The 18,113-nt window shown below is 68.6% G+C and carries 21 protein-coding genes and 1 pseudogene; all 22 read left to right on the forward strand.

The window, feature by feature from the left end:
* Positions 1-20 precede the first annotated feature (20 nt).
* The 22 genes and pseudogenes from KGS77_RS25135 to KGS77_RS25240 all read left to right on the forward strand — a co-directional run bounded on the left by KGS77_RS25135 (position 21) and on the right by KGS77_RS25240 (position 18,107).
* Positions 21-1,112, forward strand: coding sequence for an AAA family ATPase (locus tag KGS77_RS25135; RefSeq protein WP_242585230.1), 1,092 nt, complete (start codon positions 21-23; stop codon positions 1,110-1,112).
* Positions 1,113-1,143: 31 nt separating this feature from the next.
* Positions 1,144-2,274, forward strand: a complete 1,131-nt coding sequence (locus tag KGS77_RS25140; RefSeq protein ID WP_242585231.1) for a PD-(D/E)XK nuclease family protein — start codon at positions 1,144-1,146, stop codon at positions 2,272-2,274.
* A gap of 1,172 nt (positions 2,275-3,446) precedes the next feature.
* Positions 3,447-3,875 (forward strand): hypothetical protein, encoded by a 429-nt coding sequence (locus tag KGS77_RS25145; protein WP_242585232.1) that lies wholly within the window; start codon positions 3,447-3,449, stop codon positions 3,873-3,875.
* 81 nt (positions 3,876-3,956) lie between these two features.
* A complete protein-coding gene (locus KGS77_RS25150; RefSeq protein ID WP_242585233.1) occupies positions 3,957-4,610 on the forward strand; it encodes a hypothetical protein in 654 nt (217 codons plus the stop codon).
* Entirely contained in the window at positions 4,610-4,765 is a 156-nt protein-coding gene (locus tag KGS77_RS25155) for a hypothetical protein (protein ID WP_242585234.1), read from the forward strand. Before KGS77_RS25150 ends, KGS77_RS25155 begins: the two co-directional genes overlap by 1 nt.
* A 54-nt stretch (positions 4,766-4,819) precedes the next feature.
* A complete protein-coding gene (locus KGS77_RS25160) occupies positions 4,820-5,302 on the forward strand; it encodes a hypothetical protein (protein ID WP_242585235.1) in 483 nt (160 codons plus the stop codon).
* A 70-nt stretch (positions 5,303-5,372) separates the two neighbouring features.
* On the forward strand, positions 5,373-6,869 hold the full coding sequence (locus KGS77_RS25165) for a DNA cytosine methyltransferase (RefSeq protein ID WP_242585236.1): 1,497 nt from the start codon (positions 5,373-5,375) through the stop codon (positions 6,867-6,869).
* On the forward strand, positions 6,866-7,324 hold the full coding sequence (locus tag KGS77_RS25170; RefSeq protein ID WP_242585237.1) for a hypothetical protein: 459 nt from the start codon (positions 6,866-6,868) through the stop codon (positions 7,322-7,324). Before KGS77_RS25165 ends, KGS77_RS25170 begins: the two co-directional genes overlap by 4 nt.
* A gap of 21 nt (positions 7,325-7,345) precedes the next feature.
* Positions 7,346-7,720 (forward strand): hypothetical protein, encoded by a 375-nt coding sequence (locus tag KGS77_RS25175; protein WP_242585238.1) that lies wholly within the window; start codon positions 7,346-7,348, stop codon positions 7,718-7,720.
* 39 nt (positions 7,721-7,759) lie between these two features.
* A pseudogene (locus tag KGS77_RS25180) lies at positions 7,760-8,077 on the forward strand (HU family DNA-binding protein); the annotation flags it as partial.
* A gap of 366 nt (positions 8,078-8,443) precedes the next feature.
* A complete protein-coding gene (locus KGS77_RS25185) occupies positions 8,444-8,950 on the forward strand; it encodes a hypothetical protein (protein WP_242585239.1) in 507 nt (168 codons plus the stop codon).
* Positions 8,950-9,195, forward strand: a complete 246-nt coding sequence (locus tag KGS77_RS25190) for a hypothetical protein (RefSeq protein WP_242585240.1) — start codon at positions 8,950-8,952, stop codon at positions 9,193-9,195. The genes KGS77_RS25185 and KGS77_RS25190 overlap by 1 nt, the downstream gene beginning before the upstream one ends.
* On the forward strand, positions 9,192-9,893 hold the full coding sequence (locus KGS77_RS25195) for a hypothetical protein (RefSeq protein WP_242585241.1): 702 nt from the start codon (positions 9,192-9,194) through the stop codon (positions 9,891-9,893). Before KGS77_RS25190 ends, KGS77_RS25195 begins: the two co-directional genes overlap by 4 nt.
* 159 nt (positions 9,894-10,052) lie before the next feature.
* Complete coding sequence (locus tag KGS77_RS25200; RefSeq protein WP_242585242.1) at positions 10,053-10,460, forward strand: hypothetical protein; 408 nt, start codon at positions 10,053-10,055, stop codon at positions 10,458-10,460.
* Positions 10,457-11,530, forward strand: a complete 1,074-nt coding sequence (locus KGS77_RS25205; RefSeq protein ID WP_242585243.1) for a protein phosphatase 2C domain-containing protein — start codon at positions 10,457-10,459, stop codon at positions 11,528-11,530. The genes KGS77_RS25200 and KGS77_RS25205 overlap by 4 nt, the downstream gene beginning before the upstream one ends.
* A 93-nt stretch (positions 11,531-11,623) precedes the next feature.
* Positions 11,624-11,971 carry a hypothetical protein gene (locus KGS77_RS25210; RefSeq protein WP_242585244.1) on the forward strand — a complete coding sequence of 116 codons (348 nt, stop codon included), beginning with the start codon at positions 11,624-11,626 and terminating at the stop codon, positions 11,969-11,971.
* Between the two features lie 34 nt (positions 11,972-12,005).
* Positions 12,006-12,290 (forward strand): hypothetical protein, encoded by a 285-nt coding sequence (locus KGS77_RS25215; RefSeq protein ID WP_242585245.1) that lies wholly within the window; start codon positions 12,006-12,008, stop codon positions 12,288-12,290.
* A gap of 17 nt (positions 12,291-12,307) precedes the next feature.
* Entirely contained in the window at positions 12,308-12,907 is a 600-nt protein-coding gene (locus KGS77_RS25220) for a hypothetical protein (protein ID WP_242585246.1), read from the forward strand.
* Positions 12,908-12,985: 78 nt separating this feature from the next.
* Positions 12,986-14,041 (forward strand): N-6 DNA methylase, encoded by a 1,056-nt coding sequence (locus KGS77_RS25225; protein WP_242585247.1) that lies wholly within the window; start codon positions 12,986-12,988, stop codon positions 14,039-14,041.
* Positions 14,042-14,127: 86 nt separating this feature from the next.
* Positions 14,128-14,316, forward strand: a complete 189-nt coding sequence (locus KGS77_RS25230) for a DUF4314 domain-containing protein (protein WP_242585248.1) — start codon at positions 14,128-14,130, stop codon at positions 14,314-14,316.
* A gap of 69 nt (positions 14,317-14,385) precedes the next feature.
* Complete coding sequence (locus KGS77_RS25235) at positions 14,386-15,129, forward strand: hypothetical protein (RefSeq protein ID WP_242585249.1); 744 nt, start codon at positions 14,386-14,388, stop codon at positions 15,127-15,129.
* Positions 15,130-16,424: 1,295 nt separating this feature from the next.
* Positions 16,425-18,107, forward strand: coding sequence for an SWIM zinc finger family protein (locus KGS77_RS25240; RefSeq protein ID WP_242585250.1), 1,683 nt, complete (start codon positions 16,425-16,427; stop codon positions 18,105-18,107).
* The last annotated feature ends 6 nt before the right edge of the window (positions 18,108-18,113 follow it).

Here is an 18,113-nt window from a genome sequence, read left to right on the forward strand (position 1 = left end):
CGACCTCTTGGAGCCAGATCGTGAACGCACCAGCGGGCGCCGCCAAGCCGCCTGCCATCAAACTCAAGACCCGCAAGCCGACCGGCGTCGTGCCATGGCCGCTGATCCTCATCGAGGGGGAGGAGGGCGCGGGCAAGACCTACTCGGCCGCCCAGTTCTCCGCCTCTGAGCGCATCGGCCAGACGTACTGGATTGACCTCGATGAGGGATCGGCCGACGAGTACGCGGCGATCCAGGGCGCAAACTACCTGATCATCGAGCACGACGGCACCTACCGGGACATCCTTGAGCAGGTCGAGGCCGTGCACGCCGAGGCCCGGCGTGCCGCAACGGCAGGAGAGCCGCCGGTCGTCCTGACTATCGACTCGGGCTCGGCCCTGTGGCGGATGCTGTCCAACTGGACGTACGAGCGGGGCCGCAGGACGCGCAAGAACCGCAAGCTGCTCCAGGAGGACCCCGACGCCGCCTACGACATCGGCCGGAACCTGTGGAACGACGCGTTGGAGCGGTGGAACAGGATCATCTACCTGCTGCGTACCCTCCCCGGCATCGCCATCGTCCTTGCCCGCGGCAAGCAGGTCAGCGCCACGGATGACAACGGCCAGCCGATCCAGAACCAGACGGAGTGGAAGGTCTCGGCTCAAAAGGATCTGGGCTTCGACTCAACCTGTTGGGTCCGGATGAAGCGTGATGCCGACCCTCAGATCATCAAGGTTCGGTCCCTGCGCATGCGCGTGGAGCAGAGAAAGCCCTTGACGCTGCGGGACTTCAGCATCGAGGACCTGGTCTTCAACAGGCTCGGCTGCTCCATCGAATCCCAGCCGCGCGTGATGCCCGCGCTCGCCGGTGACCTTGTGCAGCCGTGGCTGACTCGCATCGCCGAGTTGAAGGACAAGGAAGCCCTCGGCGCGCTGTGGCGCTCTGTCCCCGACCCGGCCAACCGCCTCAGCCGGGACGAGATCGCCACTGTCCGGGCCGCCGCCGAGCAGAGGGCAGCCGAGCTGGACAACCCGCGCTCGGAGATGGGCGAGGGCCCACTGACCGACGCCGACAAGCTCCGCGCCGCCGCCAAGCGGAAGGCCGCCGAGCAGGACCAGGACGCCGAGCAGTGACCGGCCCGCACGCACCTCTTGGAGAACTCCCATGTCCGTAGCCACCGTCGTTGACGGCGTCGCCCCTTCCATCTGGGACGCCGCCCACTACGTCGACGCCCGCAGCCCCCGTTCCCGACAGACCCAGCTCGGGGCATCCGACACCGTGTGTGGCCGACGCGCCGCCTACATCCTGCACGGCGTCACCCCGACCGACCACGCCGATAAGCGCGCGGCGATCCTCGGCACGTTCATCCACTACGGTCTGCTGGAGTCGGCGCGCACGGAGTACGGATGGCTGGTTGAGCGCAGCGTCCAGGATGACCTGATTCGAGGGCACGTCGACGTCGTCCAACTCGACGCGGCGACCGCCGCCCGCCTGCCCGCTCGGCACAGACCGGCGATACCTGCTGACGTGCTCACCGTGGAGGACGTGAAGACGAAGTCCACGTACATGTGGGACCGCATTCTCCGGTACGGGGCTACGGCGGCCGAGCTGCGCCAGGTCCACCTGTACGCGGGTGTACTGCACGAGGTCGGGTTCGAAGACGTACCGGGCCAGCGGTACCTGTCACGGCTGGGCCCGTTGGACATCGGCCGCATCCGCTTCCGCTTCATCAACCGCGACAGCGGCGCGGAGCACACCCAGGAGATCGACTTCGACCCCCAGCGGGCCGCCGAGGCCCAGTGGTGGGTGGAGCGCGTGCGCGAGGCCAGGGACCCCGAAGAGATGCCGCGTGACTTCAACGGACCGGGTCTCGACGCCATCTGCGACTACTGCCCGTTTCGCTCCGTGTGCTGGCCGGGGGCGGCTCCGGGCGTCCCGGAGCAGACGGTGCTCATCCACAATGATGCCGACCGCGAACAGGCGCTCATCGACTACGTGAAGGGGCATGAACTCGCAAGCGAGGGCAACCGGATCAAGACGTTCGCGCGCAAGAAGCTGGACCAGTCCCCGGCTGGGATCTATGGGCCCAACAAGCTCTCCTGGCGCGGTGGGAACGACGAGGAGAAGGACGACGTGGAGGCGATGGTCGACCTCCATGAGGTCGCCGGCATCCCCGTGCCGATGAAGCCGGACGTGGATCGCATGGTGAAGAACCTCAAGGCGGCCGGGCTGCCCATCCCGCGGCGGAAGACCGGGAAGAAGACGGCTCCGGTCATCAACGTCGCGCCGGCCTGACCCGAAACCCCTACCCCTCCAGCCCCGCCCGTGACAACGGGCGGGGCGCCCCGCCCTGCCGCCATGCCTGTACCGCCCAAGGGGAATCGTGTCCATCCAACTGATGATCGCCGCGGCGTACTTGCCGCCCGATGTGCTCAGCCAGAGCCAGAAACTCGCCCTCATGAAGATCGCGGACAGCGCCGACGACGAGACGCGTCTCGCTCGGCCCGGCCTGACCCGCCTTGCCGCGTGGGTCGGCGTGACCGACAAACGTGCCATCACCATCGTCACGGAGCTGGTAGCCAAGGGCCTCGTCGAACGTGTCGAGACAGGCAAGGCAGGCCGATCTGCGGTCTACCGGGTCTTCCCACTCGGCGTACCCCCCACGCCCACCACGCCGGAACTGAAGGCGGCTGCCGAGGCCCGCAAAGCCGCCCCCAAGAACCCTCACAAAGCTCGCTCCGGGGTGGTGCGTTCAGCTCCGGCCAAGCCCGCGATGACTTATCAGGATGTCGAATCCCGTGAGGCTGTACGACAGCAGAGGGATGTAAAGCCGAAGGCGGAAGCAGGGTTTCACGGGGGGAACCCAGCGGGGGAGGCAGGGTTCCACGGGGGGAACACTGAGAAGGCGGAGGGCAGGGTTTCACCGGTGGAACCCGATGAGTTCCACGAGGGGAACCCACAGGGTTCCAGCGGTGGAACCCCTTCCTTTCCTGGGTCTTCCTGTGTCCCTCCTTTCCCCCCTACCCCCACGGCTGACGCCGTAGGGGAGCCCGCGCCCGCTTCGGCAGATACCCCGATCCCGCAACGCGAGGAGCCGCAGACGGGCTGTTCGAGGCACCGCGGGCGCCCTGCTGCCTCCTGTCGCGGGTGCGGCACCAACCCGCGCGCAGAACGCGAGAGGGAGCGGGAAGAAGCAAAGGTGGCAGAGCACCAGGCGCATGTGCGCTTCTGGGATCAGTGGCACGGAAATGCGGCTAGCCGCCGTCAGCGGGTCGAGGAGCAGTCCGAGTCGGTGGAGGCCGCCCGCAGGGCTGCGCGTGAGGCAGTGCGTGGGTCCAAGGCCCGCCGGGGGCAAAAAACTTAGGCGGCCGAATGAATATTTCGCCAGGAATCTAGACATACGCGGTATTGCATATAGAATAGTACCATGAAGAAGGGGAGGGGCCCCTTCGGATCGGAAGGATGACATGAGCTACTTGCCCACTCTGCGTCGCGAACACAAGGGCGCGATCGTGCTCGACGGTAGTGCCGCCGCCCACGAGCAGATCCGCGCCCTCGCTGACCTCTATCGCGAAGACCCCGAAGGTGTCGGCGACATGCTCATTCAGATCGCCGACCTCAAGGGCCAGGTCGAGTGCGAACGCGACCTCGACGGCCTCGGTCACGCCGAGCACGTGCGCGACGAGATCGTCAGCGAACTCCTCGATGAGATTGGCGGTGCGGAGACCCGCCTCGACCCCCGCGACAACCACCACGCACTCATGCAGGCGCGAAGCCTCGCCCACCAGGCCCGGCGCATCGGCGATGCTGCGCAGCAGCGCGCCGACGAGTTGGCGGCCCTGACTGCCGTCGCTCGAGGGGTGCGGGAAGAGCGCCGGAGGCCCCCTGTCTGCTAGTCGCAGGCGCATCAACCTGGTTCCAAGATAGATCCCAACTTTGTACCGTTTAGTGGCACAAGACCTCTTGGAGAGGACACCGTGAGCAACGACCTCGCACAGATGGCCCCCATGCCCGTGCACGGCAACACTGATGACCCGCTGTGGCGCAAGCTGTGGAACGCCTACGAGCCGATCATCACCGCTCTGCGCCGCATCCCGCTCGTGACCGACGTCGAGATCTCCGGTGGCATGGTCGGTATCACCGCCCAGCTCACCGACGGCTCGCACCTGTGGATCTCATCGGTCGAGGAACTGCCCCTCGACCTCAGCGACGTCGAGGGCTTCATCGTCCGGCGCGCACACGAAGACAACCCGACCATCGACGAGACGGTCTACGACTCCACCGAGGACGGCGAGCACACCCAGCACGGGAACGATCCCGTTTCTCTCGTCCAGGCCATCGGAGTCTTCGTCACCCAGCGGCGCCTGGCCCCCCGACGTGTCGACCTGGTCTCCGTGCAGATGCAGGGCGTCTCAGCGAGACACCAGTCGCTGTCCCAGTTGGTCCAGGGTCCGTTCGACGCCCGCCACGCGGCCATCAAAGAGTACGGCTACGTCACCCACGACCTGATGCAGCGGGGTTGGCGTTGCATCCACGAACAGGGCGGGACCGCATGGCCGCTCACCATCTGGGAGCGAAACGGCGAGGTCGTCACCGTCTACCTCGCCCACGCCGGCCAGGCCACGGTCTGATGACTGTCATCTACGCGCTGCTCGCACTTTCCATCGGTGTCGCCGTCGGCCTCGCCGCGCTCACCGTCGGCGAACTCCGCTGGGAGGCCCGCAACCGGCTCCCTCGATGCACCACTTGCGGCGAACGGCACCACCGCCACGCCGCCCACCGCTGAACGCTGCCCGGCCTGACGCGAGGCCGGGCAGCCACAGACCTCTTGGAGAAACCCGTGGGATACGACATCTACATCCAGACCACTGACGGCAAGCCAGCCGACGGGGACGAGAACTACTTCCGCTTCGCGTGGACCGCGATGCCACGCATCCTCGACGCGATGAACGACTTCGGGATGCTCGTCGAGCTGCCCGTTCCCTCCTACCCGGAGCTGTCCGCCTACGGGCTGACGGAGGAGGACCTCAAGCCCGGTACGCAGCCCGACCACGCCACGGCTACCCGCATCGCCGAATACCGAGCCGCATACCTGGCCGTCAAGGACGCCTCGGAGTCCGAGCCCAAGGGCATCCCCGCCTACAAGCTCAGGTACGACGACGGCTTCCTGGTCACCGTCGCCGAGATCACCGCCGCCCTGACCATTTACGAGGCTCAGCCTCACGTGGGCATCGCTGAAATGCCGGTCGGCGACCACACCTGGCGGCTCTGGGTGAACTTCCTGCGCCGGGCCAAAGAGCGCGGCGGCCTCCGCACTCACTGATCCCGGCCATCGCCCGGCCCCGTTACGCGGGGCCGGGCCTCACAGAACATCTTGGAGAACCACGACCATCATGGCCAAAGTCATAGACCTGCTGTGTGGCGCAGGGGGCAGCAGCACCGGGCTCGTCGAAGCCGGGTACGAACTGATCCTCGGGATCAACCACTGGCAGCTCGCCATCGACACGCACGCAGCCAACCATCGCAACGCCGACCACGCGTGCATCGACATCTCCGGCCTCCCGATGCGCTACCTCCCCAACGCCGACGTCCTGTGGGCATCGGTCATCTGCACCGAGATCAGCCCCGCCGGCGGGCGGCGCCGCGAGACCAACCAAATGGACCTGCTCGACCTGATCGAGGAGGGCGAAGGCTGGGAGGCCCTGACCAAGGATGCCTTCGAGCGCACCCGCGTCACCGGCTGGTGCGTCGTACGCGCCGCCGAGGCCAAGCGATTCAAGGCAATTGTCGTCGAGAACGTAGTCGAGTTCGGCCTCGACTGGATCCTGTTCCCCAAGTGGCTGGAAGCCATGGAACTACTCGGCTACCAGTACCAGATCGTGTGTGTCAGCAGCGCGCACATTGGAGACGACGTCAACCTGCGCGCTCCCCAGTGGCGCGACCGCATGTACGTTGTCTTCACCCTCAAGACCATGCGGAAGCCGGACCTGGAGCCCAGGCCCCTCGCGCCATGCGTGGACTGCGGCGAGGACGTGCCCGCCGTCCAGTCGTGGAATGTGGCGGGCGTACGGATCGGGAAGTACCGGCGCGACTACATCTACCGCTGCCCCAACACCTGTTGCCGCCACGCCATGGTCGAGCCCTATGTCCGCCCGGCCAGCGACATCATCAACTGGGAAGACCTCGGCACACGCATCGGCGACCGCAAGAAGCCCCTCGCGGACACCACAATGGACCGCATCCGCGCGGGCCTCCTCAAGTTCCCCCACCGGCCCAGCTCTATCACCCTCACGCACGGCAGGGAGGGCGGCGACCGGGCGTACGCCGTTGAGGACCGGCCCCTGCCGACCCGCACGGCTAAGCAGGGTGACGCACTGTTGGTGCCGACCGGCGGCTCGTGGAACACCGACGCCGTTCCCATCGACGTGCCCCTGCGCACTCGCACCACCCGCCAGAGCGAAGCACTCCTGACGGTGGAACCGTTCATCGTCGAGTTCCGCAACAACGCCACCGCCAGCCCCGCGGCCAATCCGCTGAGCGGAGTCACCGCACAGGGAAATCACCACGGCCTAGTGACCCACGGCGGCCGAGTGCCGGAGCGGGCTAGGGCCACCCTCGTCGTGCCGTACCGCAAGGCCGCAGTGAAGACGGCCGCCGAGCCCATCCACACCCTCTCCACCCGCGACTCGGCCGCCCTGGTCCGCTCCGCGCCGGACATCAACGACTGCTACTTCCGGATGCTCAAGCCCCGCGAACAGCTCGAAGGACAGCGGTTCCCGGCGAAGTACGTGGTCTACGGCAACCTGGCTGAACAGACCATGCAGGCAGGCAACGCAGTCTCTGTCAACGTTGCGCAGTGGATAGGTCAGCGATTGAAGCCTGTCCTGTGACCGGATCTCGCAGTGCCCTACCCGGCACACACATCACCGACCACGCCCCCTGCTGGGGCGATCCCGACTTCGCCGTGGCCGACAACCGGTGGAAGACCGGTAAGGACTTGGTCGCCATCTGCGAACCCGTCCTCTACGTCTGCGGTGGTTGTCCCTACCGAGCCGCCTGCATCCGGCAGGTCCTGCCCGCTAAGAGCGACTTCGACGGCGTTTGTGGCGGCCGGATCTGGCTGTCCGGCGTGATCGTGCACTCCCTGCCGGACGCCGACCCCTCGGAGCTGCCGCCGGCGGTCATCCGCAAGTCGTGTGGCACCGCCGCCGGGTCCCGCGCCCACCGCCGCGCCGTCGAGCAGCAGTGCCCAGACTGCCAGCCCTTCTACAAGCCCGGCCCCAACCCACTCGACGCCGAGGACGAGCCGGACGCGCAGCAGCTCGCACTCCCCGACGTCGCCTGATCCACCGAAGGAGTAGGACAGATGAACAACCGATCGATGCGCGAACTCCTCGGCCCCGTCGCCGCCGTGGCACTCATCGCACAGCTCAACCCAGACCTGCCCGCGCCCGGCATCGAGTTTGCCCCGATTTTCCACGGCGGCGTGGAGTACGGCATGGGCATCCGGCTGCACATGTACCGGCCCCAGGAGGGCGTATACGAGCGGTGGGCGCACCTGGTCGGCAGCAATGACCCGGACTCTCACACCAATCCGGCCACGACAGCCCAGGGCAACCTGTGCCGCCGCACCTACGGCAGTTACGCGAACATCCCCGTCGAGGCCGTCGCCTACGTGCCGCAGACCGCGCCCCGAACCGCCAACCACTGGGCGTTGGCACTCGACGAGCCCGCCGCCTGAACTCGGCCGCTTCCCACCCAACCCACAGAAGGACATCCCATGAACAAGAAGCTCCTCATTGAGGACGTCGCCGCCAAGATCGGCTCCCGGACCGTTGCCGCACAAGCGGTGGAGGCCGTCTTCGACTCGATCGTCCGCGCGGTGGCCGACGGGAAGCGGATCAGCGTGACCGGCTTCGGCTCGATTGCACCCGTGGAGCGTCCGGCGCGACTCGCTCGCAACCCGCAGACCGGAGAGCGGGTGCAGGTGGAGGCTACCCGAGCGGTCCGCTTCCGCGCCGGAGCGTCCTTTAAGGCCCTGGTCGACGGCACCAAGCCGATCCCGGAAGAAGGCAGCGCCATCAAGAAGGCCCCGAAGACGCCTCGCACCTGACCTGCACGCCGTTGCCGCCCCGGCAGGATCCGGGGCGGCCCGAACCCGGAGCGCACAGTGATCGCTCATGTTGTGCAGTTCAGCGGCGGCATCGGCAGCTTTGCAGCCGCCGTCCGCGTCGCTGAGAAGCACGGAACCGACAACCTCACTCTCCTCATCGCCGACACGGGCATTGAGGATGACGACCTGTGGAGATTCGCTGACGACACCAGCCGCCTGCTGGGGGTGCCGCTGACCAAGGTGGCGGACGGGCGCACGCCCTGGGAGGTTTTCCGAGACAAGAGGTTCCTCGGGAACGACCGACTCGCGCCATGCACACGGACGTTGAAGCAGACTCCGTGCCGCGCATGGATGGAAGCACACAAGGACCCCGCCCGCACGCTCGTGTACGTCGGCATCGAACCCACGGTGCGCGACAAGGCCCGCATACCCGCCATCGCCCGCGCCTGGAAGCCCTGGCGCACCCGCTTCCCCCTGTGCTCGAAGTGGGAACCGCCGCGCACGAAGGGCGAACTGCTCCAGGAGGCGCGTGCACTGGGCGTCGCTCCGCCGCGCCTGTACGAACTGGGCTTCTCCCACAACAACTGCGGGGGGACGTGCGTGAGGGCAGGCATGCGTCAGTGGAGGCACCTCCTCGACGTCATGCCCGACCGGTACGCCTACGCCGAGGCGCAGGAAGAGGGCCTGCGCCGGCTGCTGGGGCCCGTCACGATCCTCCGGCAACGACGCAAGGGCGTCGCCCGTCCCCTGCCCCTGGCCGAGCTGCGGCGAGCGCACCAGGCGGCGCCGATGCTGCCCGACGAACGAGAAACGCCTCCCGTCGACCGCGACGAGCTGATGAACGAAGAGGTGTGCTGATGCACGAGGAGATAGCCGAGCGCGTCTGGGAAGCGGTCGGACGCTGGATGGAGAGTCGGCGTGAGGAGTCCGTGCAGATCCTCGCCACGCTGGCGGAGACGCAGACGCCGTCGACGATGTACGGGGTGGCTCTGGGCATCGCCCCCGTCGCCAAGGCCACGCTGACGAAGATGCACGGAAGCCATGGCCACGCCTGCTTCTGGGGGATCAGAACTGCTGACAGGTCGCGCCGGGACCGCCCATGACCCACATACGCACCGGCCGCATCTTCGCGGCCTGCCACCCGCAGGACACCGCTCGCATCCGCATCGTGGAGTACGAAGAGGGGGGCGCGCGCGCCCTGGTCGCCGACGCGGCCACCGGGCTTCGCCAGCGCCTCATTCTCGTGACGAGCCTGCACCCCACAGCCGTCACCGGGACGGGAAGCAGACGCAAGAACGGATACGCGCCCGAGGACGTGCCTGCGCTGGACGTGCCCGCAGCGCCCAAGCCGCCGACGCTGTTCCAACGCGGAGACGTGGCCGCCGAGACGACGGACTGGTTCGACGGGATGCCGGGCCGCCGCTTCCGCGTGGCACTGCCCCCGCGGCTGCTGCTCCTCAACTCCAACCAGCGGCTCCACCATCACCGTCGTGCCGACATCACCAGAGTTCTGCGGCGCGCCGCCTGGGCGGCTTCGCGGGCAGTGCCGCATCTGGAAAGGGCGCACATCGTCGGCGTGCTGCACCCCGAGGACCGGCAGCGGCGCGACCCGGCCAACTGGTATCCCAGCTTCAAGGCGTGCGTGGACGGCCTCGTGGACCAAGGAGTCCTGGACGACGACGACCACACGCGTGTCATCGGCCCGGACATGAGGATCGGCCACGTCGTCACCGGGTCTCGTCTCATCCTTCACATCAGAGAGCTGGCTACGCCGGAAACGCCCGCTGAGCTGCGGAAATAGCTCAGCCCCCTGAAAAGAAAATCACCCAAAATCTTGCAAACCCCCCTAATGCATATAGAATCAAACCAGCGCAAAAGGGGAAGCCCCACCCGAACTCCGCCCGGCGGCCGGTGACCTACAACCCGGCCGCCGGGGGGACCTACACCAAGGAGGACACGCGTGACACTGGTCGACCCCTGTCGGATCGCGGATCGCCAGGTCTGCCTGGCCATCCGCGGTCTCTCACGCGGCGTGCTCAGGCGCCTGACGGTCGCCACAGCCGGGATCGAGCCGCGCATCAAGACGATCGTCGCCACCCAGACCGACACCTCCGGAAGCTACGCCCTGTGGCGCCCGCACGGCGATGACGAACGGCCTCTCCTCCAGTTCGACCTGTTCAAGCAGCCGGATGCCGCCTGGGCCAGCCTCACCCGCGACGTGTCCTTCCTCGCCCGGCTGGCCGACGTCCGCACCCACCCGCCCGGCTACTTCTACGTCCACCCGCTGCCGGACCTCCGTGACATCGCAATCCCCCTGTCCTCCAACCCCCGGGGCCACGCCCCGCGCACGATTGGACCGCTTCAGTGATCGCCACCACCCCGGCCCTGCTCGTCCAGCCTGACGGCCAGGTCGAGGAGATCGTCCTCGACTCCCATCTGCCCGACCAACTGCGGAGCATCGGCTTCCACGTCGACGGCGCCCACGCCTACCCGCTCGGCCGCCTGGCCGTCGTCCACGTCGGGCAGGGCAGGGAGACGGTCAACAATGTCGCCCGGCAGGCATGGATGAGCGTCACCGGCGGAAGTACCCCGCCCGTGCTGCGCGGACCCGTCGTCATCACCGGCCCCGCCGACAGCGCCGGCGACTACACCCCGCTGCCCGCGCTGAGCGCCGAAGCTGTCCGCCGCGCCTCGGGCCTGCTGTCCGGCACGTTCGCCGTGGCGCCGGGCGTGAGTGCGGCGCAGCATCCCGGCGGGCGGGCCCACCAGTGCGACGCCTACGCCGTCAAGCGCGACAAAGGCAGCGGTCGCTGGGCCTTCGCCGTCCTCGACGGTGTCGGCGACACGCCGGAAGCCCGACGCTTCGCCCGCAGGTTCGCGCCGCGCATCGCCCGCGCCGCAGCCCTCTACTGCGACCCCGCTCGCGCCCTCGCGGCAGCACGCATCCAGGCCAGGAACGAGAGTCGGTGGGACTTTGACCCCGCGACCGACCCCAGCGCCGTCGCGGTCGTTGCCGTGGCCGACCACCGCTCGCCGCTCGTCCGCTTCGCCTGGTGCGGCGACGTACGGGCCTACCGGCTCACCCCGATCGGTACGGCGGTGCCGCTGACCAAGGACCACGACTACGCCGAGGAGCAGCGAGCCCGCAGCCGTACCCCGGGCCCGTACGACCGGGACTTCATCACCTCCTGCCTGATGCGCGGCTCCATCGCGGCAGGAGCGGTCGAGCGCAAGTGCGCCCGGCGACTGCTGCTGTGCACCGACGGTGTTCACGTCCCCCTGGAACAGAGGAGTCGCGGAGTGGGTGACATCCTCGCCCTCGCCGCTGACGCCAAGGATGCGGCCACCATGTGCATCGCCGACGCGCTGGAGGCCGCCGGACCGGACGGCGTTCCCGACAACGCGACGGCCCTCGTCGTGGACTTCCCCGAGAGCTAACCCCCCTTTCCCTGCCCTCAGCATGGGCACACTGCCTCCTGAATGCCTATAGAAAAGAAGCATTCGGGCGGTGCGCCCCGAACCGGAGATGCCATGCCTGCCCGTCCCTCGTTGCCGGTCATCAACACGCCGGAACACCACCTTGGCGCGATGTTCCTGGTCATCGCTACCCGCCAGCCCGACGACGCGACGCTCCGCGCCGCCGCGAACCTCATCGACAGCGCCGCAACCGCGTCCTGGGCGCTGCGGCCGGAAAGCCTCGCGACGCTCACCCAGGACCAGTACCGCCAGCTCCTGGACTACGCCGCCGCCCCTCAGGTCCTCGACCTGGCCCTGTACCTCGGCGGCGACAGGAAGCAGATCCGCACCCTCATGGATCACATCGGCCGAGAGATCGCCGAACTCCTCATCCACCACCCCGCACCCCAACCGCAGGACTGACCGCCCGCCGACGCGCTCACGAAGGAGAGACACCGTGCTCAGCTCGCCACAGCAGACGTGGTGGGTCATCTACCGCGAACCCAACCCCGCCCAAGTCGAAGTCATGGCGGTCGAACCTCCGCCCGGTGGTGACGCCGCCCACGACAGGCGATGCGCCGAGCTTCAAGAAGCAGAGCAGCACGCCTACGTCGTCACCGCGCCCGACGCGGATACCGCTGGCGACATCGCCCTGCTCGCCTGGGCGGAAGAACTCGTCGCCAGCCCGACGCGACTGGCCGCCGCCAACGCCTACCTCGCCGTCAACGCTCGCACCGAATAGACCTTTTGGAGATCAGCATGCACACCATCGCGTCGGAAACCCTGTGCGCCACCCTCGCGGCCCGTCTGGGCGTGCATCCCGTGGCCGCCGAGAGCGCCCTGCTTGCCACCCTTGAACACTTCCATGCCCAGTCCCACGAGCCCGCCATCGCTCGCGCCGGCTTCACGCCCGCCGAGTACATGCAGACCGCCATGCGAACGCCTCGCTTCAAGGCCATCCTCACTGCCAGTGCGCTTCGGGCCGACGGCCGGGAGGCCGATGCCCGCCTGAGCTGGGAGGCGTACGTGCAGCGGGAGATCGCCGTCGCAGAGCGAGCCCACCAGGCTGTTCCGCCGACCGCCCTCCTTGGTGACATCGACGCCGTGCACCGCGTCGGACGACAGCTCGGTCTCAGCGACGAGCAGACCGACCAGCTCATTCCGGGCATTGTGCTCACGCTCGCCGCCGGATACCCGTACCGCGCGCCCGACCAGCGGCACCTGAGCCTCACCGACATCCTCGCCCAGGTCGCCACCGAAGACCTGACCGAACTGCTCAGGCACACCGCCCTCTCGGCGGCGCGGCGCTCCGAGGAAGCCGCCACCGCCCTTCGCCGCATGCAGCGCGGAGCACGCTGACCCACTGTGCGGCGGCTCGCCCATTGCGCGGGCCGCCGCACAGCCATGCCCCGATGATCACCGTTCCTGGAGGACTGCATGAGCCAGCTCGACCTGTTCGCCGACGCCGACGTTTCCGACGAGCCCCCGCCCCCGTCCATCCCCGCGGCAACCCGCAGGTACCTCACCGACCTACCGCCGGCGCCCGCCCCCGTCACCACCCCGCCCAAGGCCCGCCCCAAGCTGGCCACGGTCAAGCCCAAGTTGGGCCACTACCGCCCCTTGCTGAGCAACCCGCATCAGACTGCCTTCGACATAGCCGAGGCCGTCAGCTACGCCTGGCATCACGCTCAAGGCGGGGCGGGCATCGAGATCCCAATGGGCGTGGTGGCCGCACTCGCCCTGTGGCCCCTGCGCGGCCCGGACGCCTACCTCGCCGCCGACTGGTGGCTCAGCCTCGACGACGACCAGCTCCTCACCGCCTTCCGCGAGTGCTGGGCGCGCTGGTGGATCATGCGCCCAGACCTGATCGACCGAGCCACGCCACTGCACAAGTGGATCGAGGACGAGAAGCCCGGCCCGACGCGCGCCCGCGCCGTAAGGGCGGTGGTGGAGGCCGCGCTCACCCGGGGGCTGCTCCACCTGACCAGCAGGGACGACGCGTACTTCCGTGCAACCGCGGACGTGATGGGCGCCCTGCTGGCCATCATGCGGTCGAAGGGGGCCCACGACGCTCTCGCGGAGGTCCACACGCCCCCCGAGCTGGCCGAACTGATGGCGCGGATGATGCTCGACGACATGCCGCTCAAGCCGGGGATGAAGTTCGATGAGCCAGCCGGTGGAACCGGCGGGATGTACCGCGCGGCCGTCCAGGTCATGCGGGACAAGGGCATCGACCCTCACCAGTTCGGATGGCGTCTGACCGACATCGACGAGATCGCGGCGGCCGGTGCGGCCGTCAACGTGATCATCTGGGACCTCGGTCCACACGTCCTGATCGCCTGCGGTGACACCCTGCACGACGGCGACGTGACGGCGAAAGCGGTTCAGCAGGCCCGCGCCTCCATCGAGCGGCGTGATGATCTGCATACGCAGGCCGCCATCCTTGCGGCGCTCCAGAAGGTCGAGGCGCTGGTGCGCGGAGTGGCCGCCTGACCAGGGCTAACGCCCCGGAATCTTCTGTACGTGATCGTGACCCCGCTTTTCACGCATACAGAATAGAACCCGCGAAAACGGTTCCGATGACCTGCAAGCGAGACGACCGCATCGCACTCGTCCCCACCACCGACCCGTACACCGACCTCACTGAAGGAGACCAAGGAACCGTCCGGCGGTACGACACCGCCCTCGCCCAACTCTCCGTCGACTGGGACAGCGGCTCCACGCTCTCGATGCTCCTGGACGGCGGCGACGAGGTGCGCCCCACGTAACCCCGTGGGCCCGTCTTGCACCGGGGCGGGCCCGGCGCCCCACCAGCAGACCTCTTGGAGACACGCCCCATGCTCATCACCTACGCCGCAGTACGAGAAACGGCGGCCACCCTTGCCCGGAGCCTCGGAGAAGACTGGACTCTCGACCCCGAAGCGCCCGCCGACGGCGCGGCCCACCTGATCTGCAGCGACGGGCGAGCCATCAGCTTCCGCCCCATCTTCGGCGGAGCAACCGTCCAGCTCTGGATCACCGGCAACGCCGCGCCCACCCTCCCCGCCGGCGCCAGCCCGGCTGAACGCGCCGCCCACGAGGCCCACGTCGCCATGCGCCTTCCCGAAGGCCGCCGCTACAACAAGGCGACCACCCTCGTCACGGACGAAGAGGAGGAACCGGCGGTCATTATCCTGCGCACTCTCGAAGACCTCCTCCCAGCCTTCGAGCACAAACCCCGCTACGTCGGCCACAAACCGTGGATAGACCTCTTCGACAACGCCCTTGCGGCCGTCACCGCCGAGCGCACCCCCTCGCCAGCCGCCGCCACCCGCGGGGAAGACCCGGAGCCCGAGGCCGAGGCCGCGCCCGAGCCGGAAGCTGGCCCCGAGCCGGACTCTGACGCGGAGGTCGAGCCCAAGGCGGTGTCGGAGGCCGCCCCCGAGGTCGAGCCCAAGCCGGAGCCTGAGCCGGACGGTGACTCCGAATCCGCCCCAGCGGAAACGGCCAGCAGCCTGACCGACGAGCAGCCGGGAGCCGCCGCGGCTCGGCGTCCGCGCAAGCGCACGCCCAGGCGGCGCCCCAAGGCCGGCACCAACTGACCCGTACGACTCGACAAGGGGCGCGGCAACGCCGCGCCCCTCCTGGAGTGCCATGAGCAACAACACCGGAGCCATAGCCCGTCAGCGTCACTACACCAGTCTCCGGAACGCCGACAGGGAAGTCCTCCGTGGGACCTGGTCCATCGGATACGGCGACCCCGGCTTCACCACGCAGTTCGGCACACCGCCGGAACCCAGCAACCATCACTCGGCCACATCCATACACAAGATCGTCACCGACGCCCTATGGCTGCATCGCGGTGCCTGCCTCGCCTGTCCCTGGGAGGGGCCAGACCGGCGACGCCGAGACGCAGCGATCGAAGACGCCCACGATCACACCCATCCCGAATGGCGCACTCTCCCGATCATGGACCGGGCGAGCGGCAGAGGGGCAAGGATCTGGTGGCAGCACGTCAGGGCGAGGTACCCGCAGGGTTGGTTCGACGCCGGCGGACCGCTTCGGCTCTATGCTGAACCGCCCTTCGACCGGCATGAGGCCGGGGCCGCGCCCGGTGGCGGATTCATCCTCCACGCGACACGTCGTAAGCCGAAGCCGTCCAGCGCCATACAGCTCACCCTGGAGCAGGCCGTACCGGCCGGGTAGAGTAACCGCACGACGTTTGGCCTGCATGAACGGCCACAGAGGCTCCGCCCCGGTTCTGGGGCGGAGCCTCTATGCGTTGGAACGGGAATCCGCTGCGGAGGAGTTCGGCCACCGGCCCCGAGCTGTTGCGGTCGTTCCTTCAGTACCTCGCTGCGTCCTCGTGGGGACTCGTTGAGGACGCGTTGGGGACACAAGGACAGGAACAGACTGACAAAGGTTCCAGAGTGCCAGCACACGTCATGCGGTCTGAGCTGGGAAAACGCCCAAAACCAGCGTAGAGAAGCAAGGGCCGCCAAGATCCCCAAAGGACTCATAATCCGTCGGCCGTGGGTTCGAGTCCCACCCGCCCCACCAAACGCAGGTCAAGGAAACGTTGTGAACTGCGGGAATGTCCTTCCGGGCCCTCGGGGTCGGGGCTGCGGCCCAACGGATTGACTCCGTTCGCCGTTACTTCGCCAAACGCGTGGTGTTGGTGCTGGTCTCCGCGTTGTGACCTGCGGTGCTGCAGTGAACCGGAGGTGCGGCGGGTCGGGAGCCAGGTCGCTGACGGCGTGGATCGTGCGGTGGTTCGTGATGGCGGCGTAGCCGGCGGTGGCTGGGCTTGCATGCGATCGCGGATGCGGTCGTGTATGCGTGGACGGCTGGGGCCGTCGGGCCTCCGGAAGTTGCTGATCCGCGGTTGAATACCGGTGTGGCGCGGAAAGTTGCGGGGTTCGGCGAGGACGATCTGCGGGCGCTGGCCGGGGCTCGGTCCTTCGAGCGGGGGCTGGGGTATCTGGACGCGGTGAGCGGTCTGGAGGTGGGGGACGGCTCGGTCACCGCCTTGGTGCACGGCACGGATGTCTATGAGGTGGAGCTCGCCCTCGGCGAGGACGACGGGCTCTCGGGGTGGTGCGACTGCCCGTACGGGCAGGAGGGCAACTTCTGCAAGCACTGTGTGGCCGTAGGGCTGACCGTGCTGCGGCGGGCGAAGGCCATCCCGGGGCAGCGGGCCGCCGCGCGGGCGCGGGCCGGGGCTCTGGAGGCGTGGCTCACGGCGCTGTCCCGGGAGGAACTGCTGGCGCTGGTGCGGGAGCAGATCGCCGAGGACCGCGGGCTGCGCCGGCGCCTGGAGCTGCGGGCCGCCGCCGCTCGCTCCGATCTCGGTACGGTCCGGGACCGGATCCTGGCGCTGGTCGATCCGCGGCCTTTCGCCCGGTACGGGTACGTCGAGTACGCCGATGCTGCCAGGTATGCGCGGCAGGTGGCCGAGGCGGCGGGCGCACTGCGCGCCCTGACCGCCGGCGGTCAGGCGGCGCAGGCGGTCGGTCTGGCCGAGGAGGCCATCCGGGTACTGGGGGAGGCGTACGGGGAGATCGACGACTCCGACGGTGTGGTCGGGGAAGCCGCAGGGGCGGTAGCCGAGGCCCATCTGGAGGCGTGTGAGAGTGCGCGCCCCGATCCGGAGCGACTGGCCGAGTGGCTGGTCGGCCAGGTGCTCGGCGAAGACAGCGGCGTAATGGATCTGGACCCGCTCGACTACGCCGGGGTGCTGGGGCCGAGCGGGCTTGTCCGCTTGCGGCGGCTGGCGGCCGGAGCGCGGCGGCGCAGGCCGTCCGGCTGGGCGGAGCGGTATCTGATGGAGCGCCTGGTCAAGGCGGAGGGTGACGTCGACGCGTTGGTCGCCCTGTACGCGCAGGACCTCGACCCGTCCGGTGCCACGCATCTGCGCATCGCTGAGGAGCTGGAGACGGCGGGCCGCGGTGACGAGGCGCTCACGTGGGCGGAGCGCGGACTTCGGGACTGCGCCGCCGAGACGTACGTCGACGGCCGCCTGGTCGACTATGTGTGTGCCCGTTACGCGAACGCGGGGCGGTCGGCGGACGTGGTCGGGGTGCGCCGGGACCGGTTCCGGATCGAGCGGTCCCTGGCCGCCTACCAGCAGCTACGCTCCGCCGCCCAGGCGGTGGAGTGCTGGCAGGCCGAGCGCGTGGCCGCGCTGGCCGTTCTCAGGGAAGACACCCGCCGCGAACGGAGCGGCTGGTACGGCGGGCCCGTGCTGATCGACGCGCTCCTTGACGACGGTGACGTGGACGCCGCCTGGCGCGAGGCCACCGGCCTCGCCGACGACCGGCAGTGGGAGCAACTCGCCGGCCTCTCGCGCGAGTCGCACCCGGCCGAGGCGCTCGCGGTCTACCTGCGGCTGGCCGAGCGGTTGAAGGAGCCGACCGGCGACCGTGCCTACGAGCGTCTGGCGGGGCTGCTGCTGGGTGCCCGTGACTGCCATCGTGTGCTGGGCACGCAGGAGGCGTTCACCGGCTATCTCGCCGGTCTGCGGGCGGAACTGAAACGCCGGCGCAAGCTGATGAGCATCCTCGACCGGCATGGGCTGTGAGGGGGG

It is taken from the genome of Streptomyces sp. MST-110588, from assembly GCF_022695595.1.
Lineage (GTDB): Bacteria > Actinomycetota > Actinomycetes > Streptomycetales > Streptomycetaceae > Streptomyces.

Excerpts from the sequence above, each read along its gene's own strand:
- KGS77_RS25140 (WP_242585231.1), top strand. The coding sequence starts at position 1,144 with ATGTCCGTAGCCACCGTCGTTGACGGCGTCGCCCCTTCCATCTGGGAC.
- KGS77_RS25145 (WP_242585232.1), top strand. The coding sequence starts at position 3,447 with ATGAGCTACTTGCCCACTCTGCGTCGCGAACACAAGGGCGCGATCGTG.
- KGS77_RS25155 (WP_242585234.1), top strand. The coding sequence starts at position 4,610 with ATGACTGTCATCTACGCGCTGCTCGCACTTTCCATCGGTGTCGCCGTC.
- KGS77_RS25165 (WP_242585236.1), top strand. The coding sequence starts at position 5,373 with ATGGCCAAAGTCATAGACCTGCTGTGTGGCGCAGGGGGCAGCAGCACC.
- KGS77_RS25175 (WP_242585238.1), top strand. The coding sequence starts at position 7,346 with ATGAACAACCGATCGATGCGCGAACTCCTCGGCCCCGTCGCCGCCGTG.
- KGS77_RS25185 (WP_242585239.1), top strand. The coding sequence starts at position 8,444 with ATGGAAGCACACAAGGACCCCGCCCGCACGCTCGTGTACGTCGGCATC.
- KGS77_RS25190 (WP_242585240.1), top strand. The coding sequence starts at position 8,950 with ATGCACGAGGAGATAGCCGAGCGCGTCTGGGAAGCGGTCGGACGCTGG.
- KGS77_RS25195 (WP_242585241.1), top strand. The coding sequence starts at position 9,192 with ATGACCCACATACGCACCGGCCGCATCTTCGCGGCCTGCCACCCGCAG.
- KGS77_RS25210 (WP_242585244.1), top strand. The coding sequence starts at position 11,624 with ATGCCTGCCCGTCCCTCGTTGCCGGTCATCAACACGCCGGAACACCAC.
- KGS77_RS25220 (WP_242585246.1), top strand. The coding sequence starts at position 12,308 with ATGCACACCATCGCGTCGGAAACCCTGTGCGCCACCCTCGCGGCCCGT.
- KGS77_RS25225 (WP_242585247.1), top strand. The coding sequence starts at position 12,986 with ATGAGCCAGCTCGACCTGTTCGCCGACGCCGACGTTTCCGACGAGCCC.
- KGS77_RS25230 (WP_242585248.1), top strand. The coding sequence starts at position 14,128 with ATGACCTGCAAGCGAGACGACCGCATCGCACTCGTCCCCACCACCGAC.
- KGS77_RS25235 (WP_242585249.1), top strand. The coding sequence starts at position 14,386 with ATGCTCATCACCTACGCCGCAGTACGAGAAACGGCGGCCACCCTTGCC.